This is a genomic window from Micromonospora sp. NPDC050795 (genome assembly GCF_044456785.1).
Taxonomy (GTDB): Bacteria; Actinomycetota; Actinomycetes; order Mycobacteriales; family Micromonosporaceae; genus Micromonospora.
Window position 1 is genome coordinate 1 of the sequence record NZ_JBITGE010000019.1, and the last position, 25,369, is coordinate 25,369.

General features: G+C 72.0%; 29 protein-coding genes. 12 read left to right on the top strand and 17 right to left on the bottom strand.

Translation table 11 applies throughout. The annotated features are described in order from the left end of the window. The 6 genes from ACIBEF_RS18070 to ACIBEF_RS18095 form a co-directional block, all read right to left on the bottom strand. Positions 1–278: transposase (locus tag ACIBEF_RS18070; RefSeq protein ID WP_396794401.1), on the bottom strand; the 278-nt coding region annotated here is incomplete at its 3' end. A gap of 285 nt (positions 279–563) precedes the next feature. Continuing rightward, the gene (locus tag ACIBEF_RS18075) at positions 564–3,743 is read right to left on the bottom strand and encodes a UvrD-helicase domain-containing protein (RefSeq protein ID WP_396794402.1); all 3,180 of its coding nucleotides are present in this window, start codon (positions 3,741–3,743) and stop codon (positions 564–566) included. A gap of 61 nt (positions 3,744–3,804) precedes the next feature. Then, entirely contained in the window at positions 3,805–5,049 is a 1,245-nt protein-coding gene (locus tag ACIBEF_RS18080) for a metallophosphoesterase (protein WP_396794403.1), read from the bottom strand. Between the two features lie 14 nt (positions 5,050–5,063). Continuing rightward, positions 5,064–5,318, bottom strand: a complete 255-nt coding sequence (locus ACIBEF_RS18085; protein WP_396794404.1) for a MoaD/ThiS family protein — start codon at positions 5,316–5,318, stop codon at positions 5,064–5,066. A 2-nt stretch (positions 5,319–5,320) separates the two neighbouring features. Continuing rightward, positions 5,321–6,334, bottom strand: coding sequence for a GTP 3',8-cyclase MoaA (gene moaA, locus ACIBEF_RS18090; protein ID WP_396794405.1), 1,014 nt, complete (start codon positions 6,332–6,334; stop codon positions 5,321–5,323). Continuing rightward, positions 6,331–7,245 carry a fructosamine kinase family protein gene (locus ACIBEF_RS18095; RefSeq protein ID WP_396794406.1) on the bottom strand — a complete coding sequence of 305 codons (915 nt, stop codon included), beginning with the start codon at positions 7,243–7,245 and terminating at the stop codon, positions 6,331–6,333. Before ACIBEF_RS18095 ends, moaA begins: the two co-directional genes overlap by 4 nt. A gap of 173 nt (positions 7,246–7,418) precedes the next feature. Here ACIBEF_RS18095 and ACIBEF_RS18100 point away from each other — a divergent pair, with 173 nt between their 5' ends. From ACIBEF_RS18100 to ACIBEF_RS18115, 4 genes are all read left to right on the top strand, one after another. After that, a complete protein-coding gene (locus ACIBEF_RS18100; RefSeq protein WP_396794407.1) occupies positions 7,419–8,462 on the top strand; it encodes a DUF4192 domain-containing protein in 1,044 nt (347 codons plus the stop codon). A 61-nt stretch (positions 8,463–8,523) separates the two neighbouring features. Beyond that, on the top strand, positions 8,524–8,775 hold the full coding sequence (locus ACIBEF_RS18105; protein WP_357235635.1) for a hypothetical protein: 252 nt from the start codon (positions 8,524–8,526) through the stop codon (positions 8,773–8,775). Next, positions 8,772–9,170 (top strand): hypothetical protein, encoded by a 399-nt coding sequence (locus ACIBEF_RS18110; protein WP_396794408.1) that lies wholly within the window; start codon positions 8,772–8,774, stop codon positions 9,168–9,170. The genes ACIBEF_RS18105 and ACIBEF_RS18110 overlap by 4 nt, the downstream gene beginning before the upstream one ends. A gap of 119 nt (positions 9,171–9,289) precedes the next feature. Then, entirely contained in the window at positions 9,290–10,006 is a 717-nt protein-coding gene (locus ACIBEF_RS18115; protein WP_396794409.1) for a GAP family protein, read from the top strand. A gap of 13 nt (positions 10,007–10,019) precedes the next feature. Here the strand turns inward: ACIBEF_RS18115 and fdhD are convergent, their stop codons facing one another. Next, entirely contained in the window at positions 10,020–10,886 is an 867-nt protein-coding gene (fdhD, locus tag ACIBEF_RS18120) for a formate dehydrogenase accessory sulfurtransferase FdhD (protein ID WP_396794410.1), read from the bottom strand. A gap of 242 nt (positions 10,887–11,128) precedes the next feature. Between fdhD and ACIBEF_RS18125 the strand changes: the two genes are divergently transcribed. From ACIBEF_RS18125 to ACIBEF_RS18135, 3 genes are all read left to right on the top strand, one after another. Next, positions 11,129–11,965 carry a molybdenum cofactor guanylyltransferase gene (locus ACIBEF_RS18125; protein WP_396794411.1) on the top strand — a complete coding sequence of 279 codons (837 nt, stop codon included), beginning with the start codon at positions 11,129–11,131 and terminating at the stop codon, positions 11,963–11,965. Next, entirely contained in the window at positions 11,962–12,228 is a 267-nt protein-coding gene (locus tag ACIBEF_RS18130) for a DUF6457 domain-containing protein (protein WP_396794412.1), read from the top strand. Before ACIBEF_RS18125 ends, ACIBEF_RS18130 begins: the two co-directional genes overlap by 4 nt. A gap of 81 nt (positions 12,229–12,309) precedes the next feature. After that, positions 12,310–13,416 (top strand): T3SS (YopN, CesT) and YbjN peptide-binding chaperone 1, encoded by a 1,107-nt coding sequence (locus ACIBEF_RS18135; protein WP_396794413.1) that lies wholly within the window; start codon positions 12,310–12,312, stop codon positions 13,414–13,416. A 6-nt stretch (positions 13,417–13,422) separates the two neighbouring features. On the opposite strand, the gene ACIBEF_RS18140 is transcribed toward ACIBEF_RS18135, so the two are convergent. Together ACIBEF_RS18140 and ACIBEF_RS18145 are read right to left on the bottom strand one after the other, a co-directional pair. After that, entirely contained in the window at positions 13,423–14,379 is a 957-nt protein-coding gene (locus ACIBEF_RS18140) for a zinc-binding dehydrogenase (RefSeq protein WP_396794414.1), read from the bottom strand. Positions 14,380–14,451: 72 nt separating this feature from the next. After that, positions 14,452–14,916: an Lrp/AsnC family transcriptional regulator gene (locus ACIBEF_RS18145; RefSeq protein ID WP_396794498.1), complete on the bottom strand. Its 465-nt coding sequence runs from the start codon at positions 14,914–14,916 to the stop codon at positions 14,452–14,454. A 59-nt stretch (positions 14,917–14,975) separates the two neighbouring features. On the opposite strand from ACIBEF_RS18145, the gene ddaH reads away from it, so the two are divergent. After that, positions 14,976–15,809 (top strand): dimethylargininase, encoded by an 834-nt coding sequence (gene ddaH / locus ACIBEF_RS18150; RefSeq protein WP_396794415.1) that lies wholly within the window; start codon positions 14,976–14,978, stop codon positions 15,807–15,809. Positions 15,810–15,876: 67 nt separating this feature from the next. On the opposite strand, the gene ACIBEF_RS18155 is transcribed toward ddaH, so the two are convergent. Together ACIBEF_RS18155 and ACIBEF_RS18160 are read right to left on the bottom strand one after the other, a co-directional pair. Further along, positions 15,877–17,064, bottom strand: coding sequence for an ABC transporter substrate-binding protein (locus ACIBEF_RS18155; protein ID WP_396794416.1), 1,188 nt, complete (start codon positions 17,062–17,064; stop codon positions 15,877–15,879). Between the two features lie 81 nt (positions 17,065–17,145). Continuing rightward, positions 17,146–17,943 carry an alpha/beta hydrolase family protein gene (locus ACIBEF_RS18160; protein WP_396794417.1) on the bottom strand — a complete coding sequence of 266 codons (798 nt, stop codon included), beginning with the start codon at positions 17,941–17,943 and terminating at the stop codon, positions 17,146–17,148. Between the two features lie 84 nt (positions 17,944–18,027). Here ACIBEF_RS18160 and ACIBEF_RS18165 point away from each other — a divergent pair, with 84 nt between their 5' ends. Beyond that, the gene (locus ACIBEF_RS18165; RefSeq protein ID WP_196920299.1) at positions 18,028–18,630 is read left to right on the top strand and encodes a bacterial proteasome activator family protein; all 603 of its coding nucleotides are present in this window, start codon (positions 18,028–18,030) and stop codon (positions 18,628–18,630) included. A 2-nt stretch (positions 18,631–18,632) separates the two neighbouring features. On the opposite strand, the gene ACIBEF_RS18170 is transcribed toward ACIBEF_RS18165, so the two are convergent. The 3 genes from ACIBEF_RS18170 to ACIBEF_RS18180 all read right to left on the bottom strand — a co-directional run bounded on the left by ACIBEF_RS18170 (position 18,633) and on the right by ACIBEF_RS18180 (position 21,276). Beyond that, positions 18,633–19,445 carry an HAD family hydrolase gene (locus tag ACIBEF_RS18170; RefSeq protein WP_396794418.1) on the bottom strand — a complete coding sequence of 271 codons (813 nt, stop codon included), beginning with the start codon at positions 19,443–19,445 and terminating at the stop codon, positions 18,633–18,635. Beyond that, positions 19,445–20,266, bottom strand: a complete 822-nt coding sequence (locus ACIBEF_RS18175) for an HAD family hydrolase (RefSeq protein WP_396794419.1) — start codon at positions 20,264–20,266, stop codon at positions 19,445–19,447. The genes ACIBEF_RS18170 and ACIBEF_RS18175 overlap by 1 nt, the downstream gene beginning before the upstream one ends. Positions 20,267–20,535: 269 nt before the next feature. Continuing rightward, positions 20,536–21,276, bottom strand: a complete 741-nt coding sequence (locus ACIBEF_RS18180) for a hypothetical protein (RefSeq protein ID WP_396794420.1) — start codon at positions 21,274–21,276, stop codon at positions 20,536–20,538. A 131-nt stretch (positions 21,277–21,407) separates the two neighbouring features. Between ACIBEF_RS18180 and ACIBEF_RS18185 the strand changes: the two genes are divergently transcribed. The 3 genes from ACIBEF_RS18185 (at position 21,408) to ACIBEF_RS18195 (ending at position 23,191) form a co-directional block, all read left to right on the top strand. After that, on the top strand, positions 21,408–21,839 hold the full coding sequence (locus ACIBEF_RS18185; protein ID WP_366610113.1) for an OsmC family protein: 432 nt from the start codon (positions 21,408–21,410) through the stop codon (positions 21,837–21,839). A 149-nt stretch (positions 21,840–21,988) separates the two neighbouring features. Next, positions 21,989–22,336: a metallopeptidase family protein gene (locus ACIBEF_RS18190; protein ID WP_396794499.1), complete on the top strand. Its 348-nt coding sequence runs from the start codon at positions 21,989–21,991 to the stop codon at positions 22,334–22,336. Between the two features lie 132 nt (positions 22,337–22,468). Continuing rightward, on the top strand, positions 22,469–23,191 hold the full coding sequence (locus ACIBEF_RS18195) for an AIM24 family protein (RefSeq protein ID WP_354969821.1): 723 nt from the start codon (positions 22,469–22,471) through the stop codon (positions 23,189–23,191). Positions 23,192–23,278: 87 nt separating this feature from the next. On the opposite strand, the gene pheA is transcribed toward ACIBEF_RS18195, so the two are convergent. From pheA to ACIBEF_RS18210, 3 genes are all read right to left on the bottom strand, one after another. After that, positions 23,279–24,232: a prephenate dehydratase gene (gene pheA / locus ACIBEF_RS18200; protein WP_396794421.1), complete on the bottom strand. Its 954-nt coding sequence runs from the start codon at positions 24,230–24,232 to the stop codon at positions 23,279–23,281. Positions 24,233–24,242: 10 nt separating this feature from the next. Then, positions 24,243–24,749 carry a hypothetical protein gene (locus ACIBEF_RS18205; RefSeq protein WP_396794422.1) on the bottom strand — a complete coding sequence of 169 codons (507 nt, stop codon included), beginning with the start codon at positions 24,747–24,749 and terminating at the stop codon, positions 24,243–24,245. A gap of 213 nt (positions 24,750–24,962) precedes the next feature. Then, entirely contained in the window at positions 24,963–25,352 is a 390-nt protein-coding gene (locus tag ACIBEF_RS18210) for an ACT domain-containing protein (protein WP_396794423.1), read from the bottom strand. Positions 25,353–25,369 lie beyond the last annotated feature (17 nt).

Genomic DNA, 25,369 nt, shown 5'->3' on the forward strand with positions numbered 1-25,369 from the left:
TCACCGGCCTCGTCGACGGCCAGGACCGCGTCCGGGCAGCCGAACCGGCCGGTGATCAGCTGCCGCAGGTCGTCACGCACGGCGCCGGCATCCCACACCGCCCGGGCCAACAATCGCTGCATCGCATCCGGCCGGGCATGTCCGGCCTGCTCAGCCAACTGCCAGCACGTCTTGACCTCAAGATCGGCCAGCAGCCCGGTAACGAACTGTCCCGCCGCACGGCGCGGCTGCACACGCCGGAACCGGCCCGCGAAGCACCCCAGCACCTCGGCCAGCACCCGCTCCCACCGACCAACGGCTACGCTGTGGCACGCGTCCACCACAAGATCTGATGATGTGTCCACAACGCACAGACGATCACGCGGTGGCCGCCTCGCATCCACCCCGCCCCACCAACAAGATCTCAAACGGCGGCTGCCGTACTAACACCCCGCCCCGCCCCGCCCCGCCCCGGCTCCAGGCTTCGTCGATCTTGCGGTTTCTGCGCCGACATAAGGTGCATCCCACGCACATCGGCATCCGAAAGTGCAAGATCGGCGGCGTGGGGGCGTGGCGGCCGGGGCTTAGATCAGGCGGAGTTGGCGGTCCTTGGGCCGGCGGGGTTCGGCTTCGCCGAAGCGTTCGAAGAGGCCGGGGTCGATGGTGCCGAGGAACGGCGAAGGTGCGCAGTCGCGCTCGGTGCCGTGCCGGGTGCGGCGGGCGGCGTGACTGACGTACAGGCGGTCCTGGGCCCGGGTCAGGCCGACGAAGAAGAGCCGGCGCTCCTCGGCGACGGCGTCCTCGTCCGGGGTCGAGCCCGGCCAACGCAACGGCAACAACCCGTCCTCGACACCGACCAGGAAGACCACCGGGAACTCCAGGCCCTTCGCGGCGTGCAGGGTGAGCAGGGTGACCGCCTCGGCGCGCGGGTCGAGCGCGTCCACCTCCGCGCCGGTGGCCAACTGCGACAGGAAGGCCTCCAGGTCGTCGCCGCAGCGTCGGGCCAGCGGGGTCAGCAGGTCCACGGCCGAGCGGACGTCCTCGGGGCGGACCGTGCTGCCGGCGCCGTCCAGGGTGGGCACGGCGAACCGCTCGGCGACCACCTGACCGGCCAGCCGCACCCGGGCGGCAAGTGAGCCGGCCAGGCCGTCGGCGTGTCGTAGCTCGCGGGCGATGGCCGCCACCCCGGGCCGATCCCGCAGCCGGTCGTGGGAACGCTTCTGCACGGGAATGTTGGCCCGGGTGAGGGCGTCCACGATCGGGGCGGCCTGCGCGTCGGTGCGGTACAGCACGGCGATGTCGGAGAACGACAGTGAGGTGGACCGGCCGTCGATGCGGCCCGAGTCCAGCGAGCGGTGCGACAACCCGCCGACCAGATCGTCGACGGTACGCACGACGAAGTCGGCCTCCTCGGTCACCGACGCCGCCGGGTACCGCCCGACCAGCTGGGCTTCCGGGTCGAGCCGGGCCGGGTCGAGCCGCCGGCCCCGGACCAGCGAGGACGGCGCGATGGCCTGCACGGCGGCGGCCAGGATCGGGGCCGACGAGCGGTAGTTGCGGTTGAGTCGGACCAGTCGGGCGTCGGTGAAGTCCTCGGAGAAGCGCAGGAAGTAGCCGACGTCGGCACCCCGGAACGAGTAGATCGCCTGGTCCGGGTCGCCGATCGCGCAGAGGTTGCCGTCGGCGGGGCTGAGTAGCCGCAGCAGCTCGTACTGCACCTCGTCGACGTCCTGGTACTCGTCGACGAAGATCCACCGCCAGCGGTCCCGGTACCGTTCGACAAGCTTCCGGTCGGCCCGCAGCAGCTCCATCGGCAGGGTCACCAGTTCGTCCAGGTCGACCAGGTCCTGCTTGCGCAGCAGCGACACGTAAGCGGCGCTGTCGTCGCCGGCCTCGGTGCGTGCCGCCGCCCGCTCGGCGTCGTCGGCGATCCGGAAGTCGGCGGGGAGACCCGCCGCGCCGACGTTCTCCCGCAGGATGGTCAGGCCCAGTGCGTGGAACGTACCCACTGTGACGTCCTCGGCGACCGGGCCGAGCAGGCCGTCGAGGCGGTGCCGCAGTTCCTCGGCTGCCCGACGGGTGAACGTGATCGCGAGGCAGTGCTCGGGGAAGACGTTCAGCTCCGCGCAGAGGTAGGCGATCCGGTGGGTGAGCGTCCTGGTCTTGCCGGTGCCCGGACCGGCCACGATGAGCAGCGGACCGCCGGGTGCGGAGGCGGCCACCCGCTGCATGGCGTCCAGTCGGTCCAGCAGACCGGTGCCGACCTCCTCCATGCCGGAGAGCATCGGCTCGAACGGCTCGTGCGGAGACGGCGGTGACGCGATCGGCGGCGCGGGCGCCGGGACCGGCTTCCGCTTCGGCTCCGCCTTGGCCGCCGCCGGGCGCTTGGCCGGGACCCGGGGCGGCGGCTCCGCGGGGCGTCGCTGCGCCGGCACCGGTACGTCGAACAGCGTCTCCTGCGCGCCCAGCTCGGCCGGGTCGAAGAGCGTGATCACGCCGTACTCGCCGTCGTAACCGCGCACCCGGCGGACGTCGCCGCGCCGCAGCCGCCCGATGCCCTCCGCGAGGAGCTCACCACCGGCCTGCGCGATCTCGGTCAGCGGCGTCGTGGTCAGGATCTCCAGCTCGGGGCCGAGCGTGGCCAGCAGCTCGTTGAGCCGCCCCTCGACCTTCTTCGACCGGGCACCCACCTTGTTGATCTCGCCGAGGATCTCGGCCAGCGGCACCAGGTGGGTGACGTCCCGGGCGTGCGCCGGCCGGTGCCCGTCCGGCCGGTCCGCCAACTCCTCGATCCGACTGAGGACACCCACGGTGAGGGGCTTGCCGCACTCGGGGCAGCGCCCGTCGGCCGCGCGGGTGCGTTCCGGAGTCCAGTTGACGCCGCACAGCCGGTGCCCGTCCGCGTGGTACTTGCCCTCCTCCGGGAAGAACTCGATGGTGCCGGCCAGGCCGTCACCGGTACGCAGCGCCTCCCGAACGGCGAAGTAGTCCCGTTCGGCGGTCAGCACCGTCGCCTCCCGGCCGAGCGCCGGTGGCGAGTGCGCGTCCGAGTTGGACACCAGTTGGTAGCCGTCCAGGCTGCCGACCCGCCAGTTCATGGCGGGGTCGGAGGAGAGCCCGGTCTCCACGGCGAAGATGTGCTCGGCCAGGTCGGCGTAGCAGTCCGCGATCGCGTCGAAGCCCGACTTCGAGCCCAGCGCGGAGAACCAGGGAGTCCAGATGTGTGCCGGCACCAGGTAGCCGTCCGGGCTGGCCTCCAGGGTGATCTCCAGCAGGTCGCGGGAGTCCAGTCCGAGGATCGGCCGGCCGTCGGAGCCGAGGTTGCCGATCCGGCCCAGGGCGGTGTTGAACCGGGCCACCGCGTCCAGATCCGGCAGGTAGATCAGGTGGTGCACCTTGCGGGTCCGGTCGTCCCGCTTGTAGATGGTGGAGATTTCCACGCTCAGCATGAAACGGACCGGATCAGCCTCGGCGGCGCTCGCCAGTCGGGGAGGCAGCCGCCGGGCGACGTCCCGTTCCGCCTCGGCGTCGAGCCGGTAGAGCCCCGGTTCGGCCGGGCGCAGCGTCTCCCGCAGGTGGTCGTACCAGGCGGGGTGGGTGAAGTCGCCGGTGCCGAGCAGGCCGATGCCCTTACGCCGGGCCCACCACGCGAGGTTCGGCAGGGTGAGGTCACGGCTGCACGCGCGCGAGTACTTCGAGTGGATGTGCAGGTCCGCGACGAATGGCGGTAGGCCACCGGGGGGTACGGCGCTGAACGGGGGCACGCCGCATCCTGTCACGCCCGCCGCGCCGGCCACCCGCCGCCACGCGCGGACGTGACCTCCGCTATGCCGAGCGCAGCTCGACCAGACTGATCTGCGGCTCGGCCCCGACCCGGACCGGTGGCCCCCAGAAACCGGCGCCGTTCGTCACGTAGACCTTCGTGCCGTCGACCTCGCCGAGGCCGCTGACCACCGGCTGCTCGAGCCTGACGGCCAGGTTGAACGGCACCATCTGCCCACCGTGGGTGTGCCCGGACAGTTGCAGGTCGACGCCGTACCGGGCGGCCTCCTTTGCCGCCAACGGCTGGTGCGCGAGCAGGACCACGGGACGGCTCGGGTCGCGGTCGCCGAGGGCCGCGGCGAAGTCCGGGCCGGCGGCGAGGCCGGTGCCGGCTGCGGTGAGGTCGTTCACGCCGGCCAGGTCGAGCACACCACCCCGAGCCTGGATCTCCTGCCGCTGGTTCTGTAGGACCCGTAGGCCGAGCCGGTCGACCTCCTGGACCCACTCCTCCACCCCGGAGTAGTACTCGTGGTTGCCGGTGACAAAGAAGTTGCCGTACCGGGAGCGTAAATCACGCAGGGGTTCGGCGGCCGCGCCGAGTTCGGCGACGGTTCCGTCGACCAGGTCGCCGACCACCGCTACCAGGTCCGCGTCGAGCCGGTTGATCGCGGCGACGATCCGCTCGGTGTGCGCCCGGCCGCGCAGCGGACCGAGGTGGATGTCGGAGACGGTGGCGATGCGCAGGCCGTCCATGCTGCGGGGGAGTTTGGCGAGCGGGATGCGTACCCGGTCGAGCTGGGGTGGACCGAGTGCCGTGCGAACTCCGTACCCCACGATGCCTGTGGCGGTGAGACCGGCGAAGATGGCGGCCCCACGGGCGAGCACCAACCGACGGGACGGGTCGTGGTCCGGTGCCGCGACGGCGTCGGCGGCCGGCGGGTCGGTCGGCCCGGCGGCCCCGACGAGCACCGGCTCGGGCGCGGCGGTGGTGGGCTCCGCGGCGACCACCCGGCGGCGCAGCACCAGCCGGGCGACGAGCATCGGGACTTCCAGCACGACCAGGACGATCAGCAGGTAGAACATCAGCGCGAGCCACAGGTAGCCGGGCCAGGCGAGCCAGTAGAGCCCTGCCTGCGTGCCGGCCATCGTGACCGGCACGAGCAGTGCCAGCACCACTGCGGCGATCCCGCCGACCCGCCGCCAGCGGCCCGGCGCGATGGTGTCCCGAACGAGCCGCTTCCACAGGTAGAGGTGGATGAGGCCGGTGACCAGCGCCAGGACAGCCACGAACCCCAGAACCGCCATCATGTGTGAAGCCTCCCTCAGCCGCCCGCGAACGGGGGCAGGACATCGATCGTGGCCCCGGCCGGTAGGGGGGTCTGACGATCATGACAGCTGACGCCGTTCACGAGGAAACTCGCCACCCGCAGCACGCCGGCGAGCCGGTCGCCGTGCTGCTCGGTCAGCTCGGCCGTGAGGTCGTCGAGTGACCGCCCAGCCGGCACGGTCTCCTCGGCGCGGCCGGCGGCGGCGCGGGCGCCCGCGAAGTAGCGGATGGTCAGCGTCGTCGACTCCATGCTCAGCCTCCGATCGCTGACATCGGGCGGGTCGGCTGGAGGAAGGTGGGATCGTCGATGCCGTGCCCGGCACGCTTGCCCCACATCGCGGTACGCCAGCGCCGGGCCAACTCGTCGTCGTCGGCACCGGTGCGCAACGCGGCGCGCAGATCCGACTCTTCGGTGGCGAAGAGGCAGGCGCGGACCTGGCCGTCGGCGGTCAACCGGGTGCGGTCGCAGTCCCCGCAGAAGGGGCGGGTGACGCTGGCGATCACGCCGACCCGGGCGGGGCCTCCGTCGACCAGCCAGGTCTCCGCCGGTGCCGCGCCGCGCTCGGTCGGGTCGGGGCTCAGATCGAAGACGGTACGCAGTGACGCCAGGATCTCCTCGGCGGTGACCATGGTGTCGCGGGCCCAACCGTGCTGGGCGTCCAACGGCATCTGCTCGATGATCCGCAGCTGGTAGTCGTGCTCGAGGGCGAAGCGGAGCAGCGCCGGCGCCTCGTCCTCGTTGACACCCCGCATCAGCACAGAATTGATCTTCACGGGGCTGAGCCCGACGGTCGCCGCACCGGCGAGCCCGGCCAGCACCGCATCGAGGCGGGGGCGCCGGGTGAGCGTGGTGAACCGGTCCGGGTCCAGGGTGTCCAGTGAGACGTTCACCCGGTCCAGGCCGGCCGCCCGCAACGCCGGGGCCAGTCGGTCCAGGCCGATGCCGTTGGTGGTCAGCGAGACCCGGGGGCGGGGTTCGAGGGCGGCGACCGCCGTCACGATGTCGACCAGCCCGGCTCGGATCAGCGGCTCACCGCCGGTGAACCGCACCTCGGTCACGCCGAGCAGCTCGACGGCCACCCGGACCAGCCGGACGATCTCCTCGTCGGTCAGCAACTCGGGGCCGGCCAGCCACGGGAGACCCTCCGCCGGCATGCAGTAGGTGCAGCGCAGGTTGCACTTGTCGGTGAGGGACACGCGGAGGTCCCGGGCGACACGGCCGTACCGGTCGACGAGGACGCCGTCGATCCCCGGGGCGACGTTCACCTGTCGACCGTAGCGCGCTCGGCCCGGTTCAGGACGCCACGGGCGGTCTGGACGACCACATCTCGGAAGCTGACGCCGAAGAGTGCGGTGTGCACGAGCAGCAGATGCAGTTGATGCACTGGCACGCGGTCACGCCAACCGTCCGGTAGTGGCCAACTCTCCTGATAGGCGGCCAGCACCCGATCCAGGTGGGGAATGCCGCCGAAGAGGGCGAGCTGGGCGAGATCTGTTTCCCGGTGCCCACCGTGCGCCGCCGGGTCGACGAGCCAGGCCCGGTCGTCGAGCCCCCACAGCACGTTGCCCGGCCACAGGTCGCCGTGGATGCGCGCGGGCGGCTCGTCGCCGCCGAGCCCGTCGAGGCGACCGATCACCTGCTCGACCAGAGCGGCATCGGCGCTGGTCAGCGCGCCAGCGTCGACAGAGCGTCGCAGGTAGGGGGCGAGGCGTCGCTCGGCGAACCAGGTCGACCAGCGCCCGCCGGTGAGGGTGTTGTCCTGTGGGAGCGAGCCGATGAAGCCGGGCCAGGTGGCACCGAAGGCGGTTGCGCCCGCCCGGTGCAGCCCGGCCAGCTCCCGGCCGAAGCGCTCCGCTGCCTCCGGCGTCGGTTCGCCGGGCTCCACCCAGTCGAGCGCCAGCAGCTCCGGCAACACCACGATCACCTCGGGTACGCCGACCGTGCCCGCCTCCCGCAGCCAGCGCAGGCCGGCGGCCTCGGCGACGAAGAAGCCCTCCGGCGCCGGTCGGTCGGCGCCTTCCGGCCAGGACTTGGCGAAGACGGAGTGGCCGTCGTCGAGGGTGAGCCGGGCGGCTGCGCAGATGTTTCCACCGGCGACCGGCGTCTCCCGGAGCCGCTGATGGGTCCGGAAGGTCGGGAGGTGTGCCGGATGCGCGCGCAGGTACGCCAGGTCCATCAGCGCACGGTAACCGCTCCTTACGACAGCCAGGTGTCGCCCGACGACATCGGCGCACTTTCCGCACCCGTAGGTGGCGCGTGAGCAGGTAAAACACGTTAAGTAACTGTGGATAAGCCGCGTGTCGTCCACAGGGGTGGCAGGGCCCGGCACGCCCGCCGCAGGCTTCCGACATGACCTCGACCGACCGCCCTCAGCTCGCCGTCCGCTCACCCGCCGACCTGATCGCCGCTGTGCCGTACCTGCTCGGCTTCCACCCCACCGACAGCGTCGTCGCCGTGGCGCTGGTCGGCCGACAGATCGTCTTCGCCGCCCGCGCGGACCTGCCCGACCCGACCGAGCTGGGCGGATTGGCCGGGCACCTGGCCGGTGTGCTCCGCCGGCAGGGCGCGGAGGCCGCCACCGTCGTGGGTTACGGGCAACCGGAGGAGGTCACCCCGGCAGTGGACGCGGTGCGCGACGCGCTCAACGACTTCGGGCTGCACGTGCTCGACGCGCTGCGGGTGACCGACGGCCGCTGGTGGTCCTATCTCTGCACCGAGCCCGAGTGCTGCCCGCCCGAGGGTCGCCGCTACGACCCGACCGCCAGCCGGGTGACCGCCTCGGCGGTCTTCGCCGGTCAGGTCGCACTCCCCGACCGGGCCGCCCTGGTGGCGCAGGTGGCACCGGTGGACGGGGCGGCCCGGGAGGCGGCCCGCGCGGCCACCGCCCGCGCCGAGCTGAGACTGGCCGAGCTGGTCGAGCAGGCACCCGAGAGTGACCTGCTCGGGGCGCGGGCGCTGCGCGCCGCCGGGGTGGCGGCGGTCCGCGAGGCCCAGCGTCGGCAGCGGCGTGGTGAACGGCTCGACGACGACGAGGTGGCCTGGTTGAGCCTGCTGATGACCCACCTGCCGGTCCGCGATCACGCGTGGGAACGCACCGACGGCCGGGACCGGGACATCGCCCTCTGGACCGACGTGCTGCGCCGCGCCGAGCCGGAGGTGGCTGCCGCGCCGGGTGCTCTGCTGGCGTTCGCCGCCTGGCGTGCCGGGCAGGGCGCGTTGGCGGCGGTCGCGCTCGAACGCACGCTGAGCCTGCACCCCGACTACTCGCTCGCGCTGCTGCTGGACGACCTGCTCCGACGGGGCGTACCCCCGGCCGAGCTGGACGGCTGGCCGTCGGTCGGGATGCCCGGCGTCATCCGCCCGCGCAGGCGGAGCCGTCGTGGCCGCCGCTGAAGGACGCGATCACCCGCGCGGTAATACCGCAGGTGCTACCAGAATTGCTAGGCTGGCGGACGTGACAGTGAAGCGCTCCGTGAGCCTCCCCGACGACGTCGCGGACTGGCTCGACCAGCAGCCCAACGTCTCGGCCGCCATCACCGCGGCGGTACGGGTGCAGATGGCCCGCGTACACCTCGACGAGGTGCTTCGGCGCGCCGGCATCGAGGTGACCGAGGCGGGTAGGGCGCGATGGCGGGAGCGCCTGGCGACACCCATTCCGGCGGACGCCCTGGCTGAGGGACGCCGGATGTTGGGCCGAGCCGGGTGAGCGATCAGATCGCCGCCGTGTTCGACGCGTCGGCGCTGACTGCCTACATCGAGGGCAACGTCTCGGTGGGGGAGTTGATGCTGGAAGTCGCCGACGAGGGTCGGCAGGTCGCCGTCCCAGCGACGTGCCTGGCTGTCGCCTTCGCGAGCCTGGCCGACGAGATCGATGCCGCGCTACTGGCCCTGATGATGACTGCCCCGATGATCCGTCTGCTACCGCTCGACGTCGAGGACGTGCAGGACACCGGCAGGCTCGCCCGCGCCGTGGACGGCGACATCTCGTTCGGCCATGCCGCCCGCGCGGCACTCACCCACGAGGCGCACTACGCGACAGTGCGACCCAAGGTGGCGGCGAAGGTGCTGCCGACCAACTGGAGCATCCTCGACCTGGCGTGACGGGTCTTCCGGCGACGCCTCCGTCGAAGGATGTACGCGTTACTCCTGTTCACGGCCGACGCGGCAGGCTCGCCACCGCCTGAGAATGATCTCGTGGCCGTTCTCCGCGTTGGTACGACATGACCCCCGAGTTGCTGCTGTCGCTGGCCGGGCTGGCGTTGATCGACAGCACCAGCATCGGCACCCTCTTCATCCCGGTCTGGTTGCTGCTCGCCCCCGGGCCGGTCAACGTCCGGCGGATCCTGGGCTACCTCGCCACCATCGCGGTGTTCTACCTCGCGGTCGGGCTGCTTCTGGTCTGGGGAGGCAGCAGCCTGGGCGACGCGCTGGGCGGCGCCCTGGACAACCGGGGCGTCCTCTGGGCACAACTCGTGCTGGGCGTGGGAATGCTGGCGCTCAGCTTCCGCTACGACGGCAAGCGGCGTCCCCGTACCGGTGGCGTCCTGCGCTGGCGGGACCGGGCCACCGCCGGAGATTCCTCGGCCCGCTGGTTGGTCGGGCTCGCGCTGCTCGCGGCGCTGGCCGAGGTGGCGACCATGCTCCCGTACCTCGGTGCGGTGGGTCTGTTGGCCACCTCGGAGGTGGGAGCGGCGAGCGTGGTGGCGCTGCTCGCCGGGTACTGCCTGGTCATGGTGCTGCCGGCGGTGCTGCTGCTGGGTGCCAGAGTGGCCCGCCCGCGACTGGTCGAGCCGGTGCTGGCCCGCCTGAACACCTGGATCGTCACGAAGGCGGGCAGCGCGTTGGGCTGGATCCTCGGCATCGCCGGTTTCCTGATCGCCCGTGACGCCGCCGCGCGGCTGGCCCTGTTCGACCTGATCGTCCGGATCGAACGCTGACGGGCCGCTCAGGTTAGGCTGGCTGCTCCACGGTGATCCGGTGCGGCCCGGTGTAGACGTTCATCGTCCGCCCGCGCAGGAAGCCGACAAGTGTCATCCCCGCCTCGTCGGCCAGCTCCGCGGCGAGGGTGCTCGGGGCGGACACCGCTGCCAGCAGCGGCAACCCCGCCATCCACGCCTTCTGGGTCAGCTCGAAGCTGGCCCGTCCGGAGACCAGCAGCAGGTGCCCGGCGAGCGGCAGCCGGCGTTCTCGAACCGCCCAGCCGATCACCTTGTCCACGGCGTTGTGCCGGCCCACGTCCTCCCGGAGCACCACCAGCTCACCGTCGGGGGTGAACAACCCCGCCGCGTGCAGCCCGCCGGTCCGATCGAAGCCACGCTGGGCGGCGCGCAACCGGTCGGGCAGCTCGGCGAGCAACGTGGCCGGGACGCTGAGCGGGTCCGCCGCGACCGGGAAGAGCGACCGGGTGCGTACCGCGTCGATGCTGGCCTTGCCGCAGACACCGCAGGAGCTGGTCGTGTAGAAGTTCCGGGACGGGTCGGTGGTCGGTTCCGGTACGCCGGGGGCGAGCACCACGTCCACCACGTTGTACGTGTTCGGCGTCTCCGCGCCGGCACAGAGTTGCGCGGTCAACACGTCGTCGGTCGACCGGATCAGCCCCTCCGTCAGCAGGAACCCGATGGCCAGATCCAGGTCGTCGCCGGGAGTACGCATGGTGACGGCGAGCGGGCGGCGTCGGCCGGGGCCGGCCGCGCCGACCCGGATCTCCAGCGGCTCCTCCACGGCGAGCGTGTCCGGTCGGCGGATCGACCCGCGTCCGTCGGTCGCCGCGTCCAGGTCGATCCGGAGTACGCCCCGTCGATCAGTTGCCCGTCCCATCCCGCCATCCTCCACCCCCGTCCCACCCCGTACCCCCACCCACCCCAACCCCACCCCCGGCGCGCGCCCCCAACGCCCCCAGACGCGTTGATCATGAAGTTGCCCGTGCGTGTCGTCGGCGTGTCGAGCGATAACTCCATGATCACCGGGGCGAGGGGCACCGGGGCGAGGGGCTGGCCGGGCGAGGGGCACCGGGGCGAGGGGTTGGCGGGAGCTGGCGGTGGCACGGATACGGTGGCCGGGTGGGGACGTACGCCGCCGTGGTGCTCGCGGGTGGGGCTGCCCGACGGATGGGCGGGCTCGACAAGCCCGCGCTTCCGGTCGGCGGCCGGCCGATGCGCGACCGGGTGCTGGCCGCAGTCGCCGACGCGACGACGCGGGTGCTTGTCGGTGCGGCCGACGCCGTGCCGGCGGGCGTCCGGGTCGTCCGGGAGGACCCGGCCGGCGGGGGCCCCGTCGCCGCGGCGGCGGCCGGACTGGCGCTGCTCGATCCCGACACCAGCCTTGTCGCGCTGCTCGCCGCCGACCTGCCACTGCTCACCCGTGCCGCGATCGGGGACCTGTTAAACCACCTCGATCGGGAGCCCCCTGACACCGGCTCGGCGGGCGGCCGCACCGATCCGGCACCGCCGGCCCGCGACGGCCTCGCCGCACCGCTGGTCCACGGCGACCTCGCCGAACCGCGCGCCCGCGACGGCCTCGCGGCACCGTTGGTCCACGGCGACCTCGCCGAACCGCCGGCCCGCGACGGCCTCGCGGCACCGCTGGTCCGTGGCGACCTCGCCGAACCGCGGGCTCGCGACGGCCTCGGAGGCGGTGAGCGACCCGACGGGGCGTGCTTCGTGGACGGGGACGGGCGGCGGCAGTCGCTCTGCGGCGTCTGGCGGGTGGCCGCGCTGCGGGCAGCGGTGGACCGGTTGGCGGTCGAGCGGGGCGGGAGTTTGTCCGGCGCCCCGGTCCGGGCGTTGCTGGCGGGGCTCGTCGTGTCGGAGGTGGCCTGGTCCGGCGAGGGCCCGCCGCCGTGGTTCGACTGCGACACTGACGAGGACGTACGCCGGGCGGAGGAGTGGGCGCGATGACGGTGATGGACGACTGGGTCACGGCGGTGTGCGCCGAGTTGGATCTGGACCCGACCGTGGTGCCGGTGCCGGCGGTGCTGGATCTGGCCCGGGACGTCGCCCACCAGGTGCTGCGTCCGGGTGCGCCGGTCACCGCGTACCTCTTCGGGTTGGCGGTTGGCCGGGGCGCGGACCCGGCGGACGCCGCGGCCCGGCTCAGTGCGCTGGCGGGCGCCTGGCCGGTCGAGCTGGGCGCCGACCCCACGGACCCGACGGCCCCCTGACCGCCGCTGTCCGATCCCGGTCCGGGCTGATTCGACCGACGGGCGGCGTGGGTAGGGTGATCGTGACGGACGGAGGCGATCATGACGGCTGACCACCCCTCGGCGCCGCACGGTGAGCTGCCCGGCGCTTCGACTGAGCCGGTGGAATCGATCCTGCTCGACGAGCCCAGCACCACCGACCTGCGAGCGAAGGTGACCGAGGCGTGGCGGGAGTTCGCCCGCGCGCTCGCCGTACGGCTGCGGGAACTTCCCGTCGGCGCACACCTCGACGTGACCCTGGACCCCACCGCCTCCGGCACCGGGGACGCTGTCTATTCGATCAGCGTCGACGTGGACGCGGACCGGGTGCTGTCCGCCCGAGCGGTCGGCAACGCCGCTCTGCCGGCGGGTTACCGACTGGACCGGGGTGCGGTGGCGGACATGGTCGCGCTCGGTTGGTCCCCGCCCGGGGTGGTCGCCGGCTCTGGCGGTTCCTTCGGGCTGAACGCCACGACGGCCGAGTCGACCCAGGTCGCCACCCTGCTCTCCCGCACCCTGCGGGACGTCTACGGTGCTCCGCACCCGGCCTTCCTCGTCTATCTGGTGCACGACGCCGAGGGCGAGCCGTTGGCAGTGGAACCGCTGGGCACCGCCCGCAGCGAGTTCGGTCCGGACGCCGACGTCGAGGCGGACCTGGAGGAGGCGTTGGCCGAGGCGGCCGCCGCGCAGGTCGAGCAGGACGACGTGCTCGACCTGGCCGATCGGGTCCGAACCGTGGTCTCCACCATGTTGAAGTCGGACACCGACCGGTTGCAGATCGACTCGGACGGCGACATCACCATCCGCGCCGGTTCGGCGATGGTCTTCGTGCGGGTGCGGGACAACCCGCCCCTGGTGGACGTCTTCTCCCCGGTGCTCACCGAGGTGGAGCCGACCGAGCGGCTCTACGTCAAGCTCTCCGAACTGACGAACCGGATGCCGATCGGCCGCCTCTACTGCGCCGACGACACGGTGTGGGCGTCCATTCCGGTGTTCGGCCGCAACTTCCAGGCGACCCATCTGATGCTGGCGGTGCAGGTGATGACCGGTCTCGCCGACGAGTTGGACGACCGTCTGCACGGCGAGTTCGGCGGCAAGCGGTTCTTCGGTGAGGGTGACAAGCCGGTCCGACGCGACGAGTCGGAGCACCGCACCGGCATGTACCTCTGACCTCGATCAGGCCACGTCCAACAGGGTCTTGCCGACCGTCGCGCGCGCCTCGATGGCGGCGTGCGCGTCGGCGGCGCGTTCCAGTGGGAAGCGTTGGCCGATGAGCGGTCGCAGGTGGCCGGCCGCCGCGTCCGCCAGGGCCTGTTCGGTGTACGCCCGCAGCCGGGCCGGTGGCACGTCCGGGCGGATCATGGTGACCTGCCGTGCCGTGGCGGCCTCCGTCGACACCGGGGACCACTCCCCGCTCGCCAGCCCGAAGCTGACCATTCGGCCGCCCGGCGGGAGCAGGTCGAAGGCGGCCCGGGCCACCGAACCACCGACCCCGTCGAGCACCACGTCGACCCCGCCCACTGTGCCGCGGACCTGCTCGGCCCACTCGGGCAGCAGGTAGTCGACGGCCAGCTCGGCGCCCAGGCCGGGTAGCAGGTCCACCTTGCGTCGCCCACCAGCCGCGCCGATCACCCGTGCCCCGGCGCGGACCGCGAGCTGCACCAACAGGCTGCCGACGCCGCCGGCAGCGGCATCCACCAGCACCCGGTCACCGGGGCGAACGCCGACCGCCTCGATCAGCATGGTGGCGGTCCGCCCGTCGGCCAGCAGTGCCACCGCCTCGTCCAGAGCCAACCCGGCCGGCACCGAGATCGTCGCCGACGCGTCCACCGCCGCGCGTTCGGCGTACCCGCCGGAACCTCCGGTGGCGCTGACCACCCGCTGCCCGGTCAGCGCCGGGTCGACGTCCGGCCCGACGGCGGTGATCACCCCGCCGACGCCGTTGCCGGGGATCAGCGGTGGGGTGAGGCGGAACGGGCCGGGGTGACCGGCGCGCAGTTGGGTCTCGACGATGGTGATGTTCGCGTGTGCGACGTCGATCAGCACCTGGCCGGGACCGGGGACCGGGTCCGGCGCGGGGCCGGGCATAAGCACCTCGGGCCCGCCGAACTCACGTAACCAGATCGCCCGCATGACAGCCCCCTCGGCCCCGGTGGGCTGCCTCGCCCACTCGGGGCCAGTCCATCTCCTCAACCCGGGTTGAGGTCAAGAGGTGCCGGCGGACGGGCCGACGCCGGGCGATTCGACCAGCCGGGAGAGCACGATGGTGCTGCGGGTGGAGGTCACGAAGGACTCGGCACGCAGCCGCTCCAGCGCCGCCTCCAGGTGGGCGATGTCGGCGGCGCGCAGGTGCACGAGCGCGTCCGCCTCCCCGGAGACGGTGTACGCGCCGACGACCTCGGGGTGCCGGCGGGCGGCCACGCCGATCTGCGCCGGGGTGGTCCGGCCGGCGCAGAACAGCTCGACGAAGGCCTCCGTGGTCCAGCCGACGGCGGCCGGATCAACGACGGCCGTGAATCCCCTGATCACGCCGGTGGCGCGCAGTCGGTCGACGCGACGTTTGACCGCCGGGGCGGAGAGTGACACCCGGGCACCGATGTCGGCGTAGGACGTACGGGCGTCCGCGACGAGTAACGCAATGATCCGCTGGTCTACCGCGTCTATCTGCAACGTTCCGCCTCTGGGAAGCAACACTTGTGGCTGTTTTCAAAGTTCCACGGTACCTACTCTTGGTGACCGTGAACCAGCAGCGTTTCCCGCGAAAGCGGACATATCTCATGTGCTCGCCGGAATACTTCGCGGTCGAGTACGCGATCAACCCGTGGATGGACGTGACCACCCCGGTCGACCGGGACCTGGCCGTCAAGCAGTGGGACCGGCTGCGCGAGACGCTGGTCGGCCTCGGCCACGAGGTGCACCTGCTCACCGCCGAGCAGGGCCTGCCCGACATGGTCTACGCCGCCAACGGTGGCTTCGTCGTGGACGGCAGCGTCTACGGCGCCCGGTTCAAGCACGAGCAGCGGGCCGCCGAGGCCGCCGCCCACCACGCCTTCTACGACGCGCAGGGCTGGCGGTTCATCGCACCCAGCGAGACCAACGAGGGTGAGGGCGACTTCGCGTACGTGCCGGAGGCGCACGGCGGGCTCATCCTGGCCGGGCACGGCTTCCGTACCGAGATCCCGGCGCACGCGGAGGCGCAGGAGGCGCTGGGCCGTCCGGTGGTGTCGCTGCGCCTGATCGACCCCCGCTTCTACCACCTGGATGTGGCGCTCGCGGCCATCGACGACGCGAATGTCGTCTACTTCCCTGGCGCGTTCTCCGCGGCCAGTCAGCGGGTGCTCACCCAGCTCTTCCCGGACGCGGTGATCGCCGACGACGAGGACGCGATGGCCTTCGGTCTCAACCTGGTCAGCGACGGCGCGAACGTGGTGCTCAACAGCGAGGCCACCCGCCTGGCCGGCAAGCTCAAGGCGGCCGGGTACACCCCGGTCCCGGTCGAGCTGGCCGAGCTGAAGAAGGGCGGCGGCAGTGTGAAGTGCTGCATCGCCGAGCTGCGGCACTGACCCGCGAACGTTCCGGGGCCGGCCTCCCACTGGGAGACCGGCCCCGAACCGTGCTCCGGGTGGGCGTTCAGCCCAGCGTGGCCAGCTCGTTGATCAGCACGTTCGACATGACCTGACCGTCGCGCTGCACCTCGCGCAGGTACCACTTCTGCTGCGGGGTACGCGGCTGGTTGAACTGCCAGATGCCGCGCGGGCTGTCGATCTGGCCGATCTTGCCCAGGGCCAGGTTGACCTGCTGCGGCGTGGGCTTCCCACCGGTCAGCTGGATGGCCTGGTCGAGCACCTGCGCCGCGTCGTACGACGCCATCGCGTACGTGGTGGGGGTGACCTGGTACTTCTTGCGGTACGCGGAGGCGAAGACCCGGTTCGACGTGTTGTTCAGGTCGGCCGAGTAGTTCAGCGCGGTCTGGATGCCCAGCGCGTTGTCCTTCAGGTTCTCCAGCACGGTGCCCTCGGTGAGGAAGCCGGGTGCGTAGATCGGCCCGGCGAACTTCTCGCGCAGCTGCTTGATGAACTCCACCGCCGCCGCTCCGGCGAAGAAGCAGAAGACCGCTGTGGGCTTCTTGGCCAGCGCCCTGCTGATGTCCGAGGCGTACGTCGTCTTGCCGGGGTTGGAGGTGGCGCTGGTGTAGGTCACCGCGTCGCGGATCCGGGGGTCGTTCGTGCCGAAGTACTCCCGGAATCCGCGCACGACGTCCGGGCTGCCGACGTTCTCCGGCATGATGATCGCGACGCGGCCGTTCGCCGGCAGTTGGTCGCGCAGGTAGGTGCCCAGCGCCTTGCCGGCCTCGTCGAGCACGTACGAGGTCCGCCAGATGTAGAAGACGCTCTGCAGGCTGCTCGGTGAGGCGTTGGAGCCGATCAGCGGGACCCGGGCCTGTTCCACGGTGTCCCGGATGCCGACCATCACCGCCGAGTTGACCACGCCGGTGAGTGCCAGCACGCCCTGCTTGAGCAGGCCCTCGACGGCAGCCTTGCCCGTCTTGGCGGTGTCGCCCTCGTCGGCGGTCAGCAGCTCCACCGTGTGGCCGCCCAGCCGCTGGTCGTGCAGGTCGAGGAAGAGCTGGAAGCCATTGGTGATGTCATCGCCGATGCTCTTGAAACCACCGGCCTGCGGCGTGATCAAACCGATCTTGATCGGGCCCCGGTCGGCGGTCGGCTCGGCGTCACCGTCTGAGCCGCACGCGGCGACGAACCCGGTGGTTCCGAGCGCGGCCAACAGTTGGAGCGCCCGCCTGCGATTCATCTGCGACACCGAGTTCCTTCCAGGGAAGCGTTGCAGGGCCGAACACCGCCCCAACGGCGTTCTACCTGGTCCGCGACGCTGCGTCAATGGCTAGTGATCATCGTGCAAGGACCGCAACACGGCAAGGACCTGAGGCCAGGCGACGGCCTCCGGGTCGATCAGCCCGAAATGCTCGCATCCGGGCAGTTCAACAAGGGAGATATCGGAACCCGCGGCACGTGATTCCGCTACGAAATCCCGGCTCATCTCCACTGGAACCTGATGATCGTCAGAGCCATGAACGACTACTGTGCGTGTTTGTATCCGTACCAACATCCGTGGATCCGCCGCCGCGTACCGGTCCGGGACGTCCGCCGGGCCGCCGCCGAGCAGCGCGGCGACCGCCCCCGAGTCCAGATCCCGCCGGTACGCCTCGCCCAGGTCGGCCACCGGTGCCAGGGCGAGCACTCCGCCCACCGTCGCCGGTGCGGTGCCCGCCACGTACAGCGCCAGGTGGCCGCCGGCGGAGTGCCCGACCAGGATCGGTGGGGCCAGGCTCACCCGGCCGGGCAGCGCCTCGGCCGCCAGCGCCGGCAGCTCGGCCACCCCGGTCAGCACGTCGGTGAGGGTGCCCGGCCAGCCGCCTCCGGGCTGCCCGGTGCGGCGGTATTCCAGCTGCGCCACCGGGTAACCGTCGGCGGCGAGGGCTGCGGCCAGCGGGCCGGTGTGCTGTCGGTCGTACTCGGCCCGCCAGAAGCCGCCGTGCAGGACGACGACCAGCGGCCGGGCCGGCCCGGTACCCGCCGGAAGGCGCAGATCGGCCACCTGATCCGGGTGGTCCCCGTACGCCACCGTCCGGTCGGGCTCCGGGGCGGGCCGGGTCAACACGGCGCGCGGGTCGACAGGCATGGCGCGACGGTAGCGCGCCCCGCCCGGGTGGTTCGGCCCCGGTAGTCGGTCCCGGGCGGCATGGGTCGCGCCCGCTGGGTAAAGATGGACCCCATGACCGAAGCGCGCTCCGCTGGACAGAACGACGAGCCCGGCCCCGACGACTCCGGCCACTCCGGCACAGTGGTGGTGGTTGGTCCGGACGGCCGGCCGATCGGCACGATGCAGACCGACGAGGGCCAGGGCGAGGACCCGACCCGCCTGGTCGAACAGCCGGCCAAGGTGATGCGGATCGGCAGCATGATCAAGCAGTTGCTGGAGGAGGTGAAGGCCGCACCTCTCGACGACGCCAGCCGCAGCCGGATGCGGGAGATCCACGAGCGGTCGATCGTCGAGCTCAAGGAGGGCCTCGCCCCCGAGCTTCGCGACGAGCTGGAGCGCATCTCGCTGCCCTTCGCCGAGGACAAGGCCCCCAGCGAGGGCGAGCTGCGGATCGCGCACGCCCAGCTCGTCGGCTGGCTGGAGGGCCTGTTCCACGGCATCCAGGCGGCCCTGGTGGCCCAGCAGATGGCCGCCCGGGTGCAGTTGGAGCAGATGCGCGGCGGCCGGCAGGCGCTGCCCAGCGGCCCCGGTGGGGTCGTCCCCGGGATGCCGGGCATCGGCCAGCCGGGCGGCGGCGAGGGCCACAACACCGGTCAGTACCTCTGACCTCAGTCCACCCCGAAGATCTTCTCCAGGTACGCCGCCACGCCGTCCTCGGTGTTCGCCGTCGTCACGTCGTCGGCGACCGCCAGGACGGCGCGGTGCGCGTTGGCCACCGCCACACCACGCCCGGCCCAGGTCAGCATCGGCACGTCGTTCGGCATGTCGCCGAAGGCCAGCACGTCCGCCGCGGCCACCCCGAGCTGGTCGCAGTACCAGGCCAGCCCCGCCGCCTTGGTCACGCCGGCCGCCGAGATCTCCACCAGCCCGGAGGACGACGAGTGCGTGGCCTCGGCCAACCCCGCTATCGCCGTGGCGATCAGCTCGGCGAAGGCATCCGGGTCCTGCTCGCCGGCTCGGGCGAGGAGCTTCACGGCCGGGACGGAGAGCAATTCCTCCGGCGTCTCGACCGGCCGGATCCCGCTGGCGTCGGCGTCCCAGCGCAGCGGGTAGTGCGCCTCGTGCCGCATCTCCCGGCTGTCCAGGATCTCCACGGCGAAGCTGATCCCGGGCACCTCGGCCCGTAGCCTCCGGGCCACCTCGGCCAGGTGGTGCGGGGCGAGCGGGTCAGCCCGCACCACCTCGTCGGAGAACGGGTCGTAGACCACGGCGCCGTTGGCGCAGACCGCGGGCAGCGGTCGGGCGAGCTGGTCGTACACCATTTTGAGCCAGCGGACCGGACGGCCGGTGACCAGGACGACCGGCGTGCCCTGCGCGGAGATCCGCGCGAGCAGGTCGGCGGTGCGTGGGCTGACGGTGTGGTCGTCGCGGATCAGCGTGCCGTCGATGTCGGTGGCGATGAGGCGGGGTGTGTCTCCCATTACCGGGACAGTAGCCGGTCCAGATACACCGCCACCCCGTCGTCGTCGTTGCGCAAGGTCACCTCGTCGGCGACGGCACGCAACTCGGGGTGCGCGTTGGCAACGGCCACCCGCGACCAGCCGGCCCACTCGAACATCGGCAGGTCGTTGGGCATGTCGCCGAAGACCAGCACATCGGCCGGGTCGACCCCGAAGGTCTGCGCCACCACTGCCAACCCGGTCGCCTTGTCCACGCCGGGCGGGCAGATCTCGATGAAGCCGAGCCCGGCCTGGGTGAGTGTGGCGACCTGCGGCGGGACGATCCGGCGGGCCACCGCCAGCAGCTCGTCCACGTGGTGGTCGGCGGTCCGGGCAAACGCCTTGATCACGTCGCAGGCGAGGCACTCGTCGCGGGTGCGCGCCTCAAAGCGGTCCTGGTACGGCCAGCTCTCGTGGTAGTCGCCCCACAGCGGGGCGTCGTGCTCGTCGGACGCCTCGACCATCACGGTCAGCGGGCCGACCTCCGCCTCCAGATCGGCGAGGAGCCGGGCCAGCACCTCGGCGGGCAGCCGCTCGTCGCGGAGCACCACCGGGCCGCTCGGGTCGCTCTGGTCGACCACCCGTCCACCGCCGGCCATCACCAGGAAGTCGGCGGCGCGGATGTCGTTGCGGGTCAACTCGGTCAACCGAGGGCCGCGTCCGGTCGCGCCGACCACCGGAATTCCGGCGGCGCGCACCCGGTCGAGCACCCCATGGGTGTACGCGGAGACGGTGTCATCGCTGCGGACCAGCGTCCCGTCGAGGTCGGTCGCGATCAACTTGGGCAGTCCCGGGCGTGTCATGGTTCCTCCTTCGCCCGCCGCCGTCGCACCGCCAGGGTCAGGGAACCCGAGTCTCGGAGTGACGGCGGGTCAGCAACCGTACCTCGCGGAACGGGTCGCATCCATGACTTCCAGGCGAATCGGACGCCAACCCCCGGCCCCCACATGATGTCCCCGCCCCGCCGCCGCCGCGATCTTGCACTTTCGGTTGTCGTTCTGCGTGCTATGCGCCCTATGTCGGGACAGTAAGTGCAAGATCGACGCGGGGTGGGTCGACGCGGGGTGGGGGTTTAGGGCTTGGGGTCGGGGCGGGCGAAGGGGGCGGCTGGGGTGACCGTCAGGTCGGCCGGAGACGGAAGGCCGTCCTCGATCGGGTCGGGGTCCCGGCGGCGGCGCCAGGGGCGCGGTGCTGGCGCGTCGCCGGGCCGGTCATCGTCCGGTGGGCCGCCGAACCCGCAGGAGGGCGCGGCGGGGGTCAGCCGCAGGGCGGCAGCGAACAGCACACAGGCGACGAACGCCATCACCAGCCCACGGCCGTACTCGATCCGAAAGCCGTCCTCAAGCGAGTAGAAGAAGTTTCGCTGACCGGGGTTGTCGAGGCCGGCCGTGGCGGCCACCAGCAGCACCAGCAGGGCACCGGCCAGGGTGAGGCCGGCGAGCCGGGCGTTCGGCCGTACGGCCGCCGTGCCGCGCAACGTCAGCGCCACGGCGCAGACGAGGGCGAGAAGCCCGACCAGGTAGCCGACCCCGAAGCCCCCGACCTCGGACACCCCGGCGGGCACCTCGATCGTCGTGTTGCCCACGGGCCCACCGTTCGGCAGGCTCATCACCAGCCACTCACCGACGAGCGAGGCGATCGCGGCCACCGCGCCCAGACCGGCGAGCAGCAGGGGCAGCCGGGGATCCTGCGCGAGGTCGGCCAGGGACCAGGCGAAGCGGCGTCGCCGGGCCGGCTCGTCGGCACCCCACTCGATCACCGCAGGGGCCTCGGAGCGGTCGCCCTGCCGCGGGATCGGAAGCTCCTCGGACATCGGCCACCCTTCCGCCGGTCACGGACCTGGGTCGCATCATGGCACAGCAAGCTGGTGGTGACCGGGATCGCAGGGCTGTCGCGCGCGCCGGTCTGTCGCCCGACGGTCGCCTTTCCGCTAGCGTTTGCCCCATGCCTATCCGTACCGCTTCAGCACAATGGCAGGGCAATCTCACCGAGGGCGCGGGCACCGTCCGCACCGGTAAGGGCGGCCTGTCCGGCAACTACTCCTTCAAGTCGCGCTTCGAGGAGGGTGAGGGCACCAACCCCGAGGAGCTGATCGCCGCCGCGCACGCCGGCTGCTTCTCGATGGCGTTCTCCAAGGCGCTTGCCGACGCGGGCTCGACGGCCACCTCGGTCGAGACCACCGCCAAGGTGCACCTGGACAAGACCGACGCCGGCATGTCCGTTACCCGGATCGACCTGGAGACGGTCGGCCAGGTCCCGGGGATCGACGAGGCGGAGTTCCAGAAGCTCGCCGAGGCCGCCAAGGCCAACTGCCCGATCTCCCGCCTGCTCTCGCCGGGCGCCGAGATCACCCTCAACGCCCGCCTGGCTGCCTGAGCCAGCCGGCCCACACCGTACGTCCACGGAAGGAGCCTCCGCCCGGTTGCGGGTGGTCGCTTCTTCCGTGCATGTGCGGATGACAGTCACCGTCGTCCAGCAGGACCGGGCCGCGCGCCACCGCGTCGGGCACAATGGGCGAGGTGCCGGTGGAGATGAGCCGTGAGCGCTTCGAGGAGTTGGTCGGCGAAGCCCTCGACGAGGTGCCCGAAGAACTACTCGGCCTGATGAACAACGTGGTGATCCTGGTCGAGGACGACCCACCACCGGGAGAGGTCGACCTGCTCGGCCTCTACGAGGGGCACGCGCTCACCGACCGCGGTTGGGACTATTCCGGTGTGCTGCCCGACCGGATCTTCATCTACCGCCGTCCGATCCTGCGGATCTGCGACAACGACGACGACGTCATCGACGAGGTGGCGGTGACGGTGGTGCACGAGATCGCCCACCACTTCGGCATCGACGACGCGCGGTTGCACGCGCTCGGCTGGGGCTGAGCCCCGCCGCTCGACGTCCGCCTGCCCAGCCGCGCCACACGAACGCGCCGCGCCGCCCGTCCGACGGCCGGCGCTTGCCGAGGTCGCCTACCGTCGGTGCAGCGAACGCGACCCAATTCAGGAGGCCCTTTCATGCGCAGCGAGCTGTTCTCCGCGGAGAATCTGGAGAAGGAGTCCGCGCAGCCCGGCATGCGGTTGCAGAACTCCAAGATGTTGAAGATCGAGCTCAACGGCGAGGCGATGGCCCGGGTAGGGTCGATGGTCGCCTACCAGGGGAATGTGCAGTTCCAGGCGTTGGGTTCAGGTGGGCTCGGCAAGTTCCTCAAGCAGAAGCTCACCGGCGAGGGCGTCCCGCTGATGAAGGTCACCGGGCAGGGTGACGTCTTCCTCGCCGAGCTGGCCAAGGACGTGCACATCATCGACCTGGAGCCGGGCGATGCCCTCTCCATCAACGGCAGCAGCGTGCTCGCCTTCGACTCCACCCTCCAGTACGACATCAGGATGGTCGGCGGCGCCGGGATGGCGTCCTCGTCCGGCCTCTTCAACTGTGTGTTCAGCGGCTACGGGCGGATCGCCATCACCACCAAGGGCACCCCGGTCGTGCTGAACGTGGACGCTCCGACGTACGTCGACCCCCAGGCCGCGGTCTGCTGGTCGGCAAACCTCCAGACCGGCTACCACCGGGCCGAGCAGCTCGGCCTCGGCACTCTGCTCGGGCGCCGCACCGGTGAGTCGTTCACCATGAGCTTCGCCGGCCAGGGCTTCGTGGTGGTGCAGCCGTCCGAGGAGCCACCGGTCATGGGCAGTGGCCAGCAGCAGCAGGAGGGCGGTCTGCTCGGCGGCCTGCTGAGCTGATCGACAGTCGCGCGACGCGCACCTGATCCGTCGAGCTGACCGCGGCGGCGCGGGCGCTCCTGTTCCCTCGGGGGCGCTCCGCGCCGGTCAGGTCAACTCGCCGGTACGCAGGCGGGCCAACCAGGCCGCCGCGTCGGCGTAGTCGACGTCGGAGAGGCCCGCCGGCGCGGGCACCGGGCGTTCGCCCGCCTCGGCCCACCGGTGCCGGGGGTAGGAGCCCAGGAAGCGGACGTCGGCACAGACCCTGCGGAGCCCCTGCAACGCCTCGCCCAGGCGTACGTCGGCGACGTGGCCGGTGCAGTCCAGGAAGAAGACGTAGCGGCCCAACGCCTCGCCGGTCGGCCGGGATTCGATCCGGGTCAGGTTGACCCCACGGACGGCCAACTCCATCAGCACGGACAGCAGCGCGCCGACCCGGTCGTGAGCGATGAAGACCGCGAGCGAGGTGAGGTCGTCACCGGTCGGCGGGGGTGGCGGCCCGGGGCGGGACACCAGCGCGAACCGGGTCACCGCGTCGGGGTGGTCGGCGATCTTGTCGGCGAGTGTGGTGAGTCGGTGCCTGGCGGCTCCGATCGGTGCGCAGATCGCCGCGTCGTACTCGCCAGTGCCGGCACCGGCGGCCGCCGCGCCGTTGGAGAGCACGTCGACCACCACGGCGTCGGGCAGGTGGTTGCGCAACCAGCCCCGGCACTGGGTGGACGCCTGTGGATGGGCCGCCACGGTGCGGATCGAGGTCAGCGGGGTGTCGGGCCGCGCGGCGAGCACGAACTCCACCGGCAGGATCACCTCCCGGGTGATCACCAGCGGCTCGCCCTCGGCCATCTCGTCCAGCGTGACGCCCACCGCCCCGCCGATCGAGTTCTCCAGTGGCACCAGGGCGGCGTCGGCGTCGCCGGCGCGGACGCTGTCCAGCGCCTCTCCGACGCTGCGAGCGGGCGTACGGGCGCCGCGCTCGGCGGCGGGTATCGAGCGCAGCGCCTGCTCGGCGAAGGTGCCCTCCGGCCCGAGGAAGACGAAACGTGTCGGCGGTGTTCCCGGCATGCCGATCAGCCTACGCACCCGGCCCGTTGGCCGGGCCGGCGTCACAGGCGAGGGTCCGAATCCCGGCCGGACTGGTGGCGCGCACCTCGATGGTGCAGACGTCCGTGCCGGCGGTGACCAGCACCGGGGAACCGGGCTCGCCCCGGGTGATCACCTGGAGTTCCTCGTGCCCGGTCACCGTCAGCACTGTGAACTGCCAGTCGCCGGCGCAGAGCGGCCCGGTGCGGACCTGGACCCGGACGTTCGCCGGCAGCACCCCGGCCCTGCCCCGCAACAGTTGCAGCACCCGCTGGCCGGTCGGCCCGTTGCGGCAGGCCGTCGCCACCAACCCGGCGTCCGGGGTGGGCGTGACAGCGCCGAGAGACGGCGCGGTGGCCGGCGGGGTGTTCGGCGGGGTGGCCGGTGCGGTGCTCGGGCCGGACGGTGTCGGGGCTGCGGTGTGGGTGGGAACGCTGGTCGGCTCCCCCAGCCCGGGTGGGGCGCCACAGCCAGCCAGCGCCGCGACGGCGAGCGCCATCGGCAGGACTCGGGCGAGGCTCCGCGCCGGGACGCGATCGGCTGCCCGGTCAGGAGCCGCCGGTGCTGGGTGGATCGTCGACCGCGGTGCGGGGGACGCGGGCGCGGGCGGGGGCGGGGTGAACGGCACGGGCCGATCCTCGGGACATCGGAGAATTCGTCGCGGCCGGGGTGGCCGAGCCCATCGTAGGGTGAGCGGCCGGTCGGGTGAAGGTCAGCCGGTGACGCGATGCCCGGCGCGCTGGAGCGCGGCCGTGCCCTCGGTCAACCGGACGGTCGGCACCAGCAGATAGTCGGTGTCGAACGTGGAGAACGTGACGGCACTGACGCGGGCCTCGGCGAGCGGGTCGACCAGCGCGGCCAGACTGCCGGTGCCGGCCAGCGTCACCGGGGCGGTGACCCGTAGGCAGCGCCAGGTCGTCTCCACCACGGCCTGTGCCGGCGCCCGCTCGGTCGGGCAGATCACGGAGATCCCGTCGGAGGTCCAGCTCACGGTCACCACGTCCGCGCCGCGTAGCCCGCTCGACAGCGCGTACGGCACCGTGGCGCCAGCGGCCAGCCGGCACACAGCGTATTCCCCCGGCAGCAGAGCGATATCGAGCATGAGGGCACCCTACGGCC

Bases quoted from the DNA above. Each gene is read 5' to 3' on its own strand.
- ACIBEF_RS18080 (WP_396794403.1), bottom strand. From the start codon at position 5,049: ATGATGGCGGTTCTGGGGTTCGTGGCTGTCCTGGCGCTGGTCACCGGC.
- ACIBEF_RS18085 (WP_396794404.1), bottom strand. From the start codon at position 5,318: ATGGAGTCGACGACGCTGACCATCCGCTACTTCGCGGGCGCCCGCGCC.
- ACIBEF_RS18095 (WP_396794406.1), bottom strand. From the start codon at position 7,245: ATGGACCTGGCGTACCTGCGCGCGCATCCGGCACACCTCCCGACCTTC.
- ACIBEF_RS18100 (WP_396794407.1), top strand. From the start codon at position 7,419: ATGACCTCGACCGACCGCCCTCAGCTCGCCGTCCGCTCACCCGCCGAC.
- ACIBEF_RS18115 (WP_396794409.1), top strand. From the start codon at position 9,290: ATGACCCCCGAGTTGCTGCTGTCGCTGGCCGGGCTGGCGTTGATCGAC.
- fdhD (WP_396794410.1), bottom strand. From the start codon at position 10,886: ATGGGACGGGCAACTGATCGACGGGGCGTACTCCGGATCGACCTGGAC.
- ACIBEF_RS18130 (WP_396794412.1), top strand. From the start codon at position 11,962: ATGACGGTGATGGACGACTGGGTCACGGCGGTGTGCGCCGAGTTGGAT.
- ACIBEF_RS18135 (WP_396794413.1), top strand. From the start codon at position 12,310: ATGACGGCTGACCACCCCTCGGCGCCGCACGGTGAGCTGCCCGGCGCT.
- ACIBEF_RS18140 (WP_396794414.1), bottom strand. From the start codon at position 14,379: ATGCGGGCGATCTGGTTACGTGAGTTCGGCGGGCCCGAGGTGCTTATG.
- ACIBEF_RS18160 (WP_396794417.1), bottom strand. From the start codon at position 17,943: ATGCCTGTCGACCCGCGCGCCGTGTTGACCCGGCCCGCCCCGGAGCCC.
- ACIBEF_RS18165 (WP_196920299.1), top strand. From the start codon at position 18,028: ATGGACCCCATGACCGAAGCGCGCTCCGCTGGACAGAACGACGAGCCC.
- ACIBEF_RS18170 (WP_396794418.1), bottom strand. From the start codon at position 19,445: ATGGGAGACACACCCCGCCTCATCGCCACCGACATCGACGGCACGCTG.
- ACIBEF_RS18175 (WP_396794419.1), bottom strand. From the start codon at position 20,266: ATGACACGCCCGGGACTGCCCAAGTTGATCGCGACCGACCTCGACGGG.
- ACIBEF_RS18180 (WP_396794420.1), bottom strand. From the start codon at position 21,276: ATGTCCGAGGAGCTTCCGATCCCGCGGCAGGGCGACCGCTCCGAGGCC.
- ACIBEF_RS18185 (WP_366610113.1), top strand. From the start codon at position 21,408: ATGCCTATCCGTACCGCTTCAGCACAATGGCAGGGCAATCTCACCGAG.
- ACIBEF_RS18195 (WP_354969821.1), top strand. From the start codon at position 22,469: ATGCGCAGCGAGCTGTTCTCCGCGGAGAATCTGGAGAAGGAGTCCGCG.
- pheA (WP_396794421.1), bottom strand. From the start codon at position 24,232: ATGCCGGGAACACCGCCGACACGTTTCGTCTTCCTCGGGCCGGAGGGC.
- ACIBEF_RS18205 (WP_396794422.1), bottom strand. From the start codon at position 24,749: ATGGCGCTCGCCGTCGCGGCGCTGGCTGGCTGTGGCGCCCCACCCGGG.
- ACIBEF_RS18210 (WP_396794423.1), bottom strand. From the start codon at position 25,352: ATGCTCGATATCGCTCTGCTGCCGGGGGAATACGCTGTGTGCCGGCTG.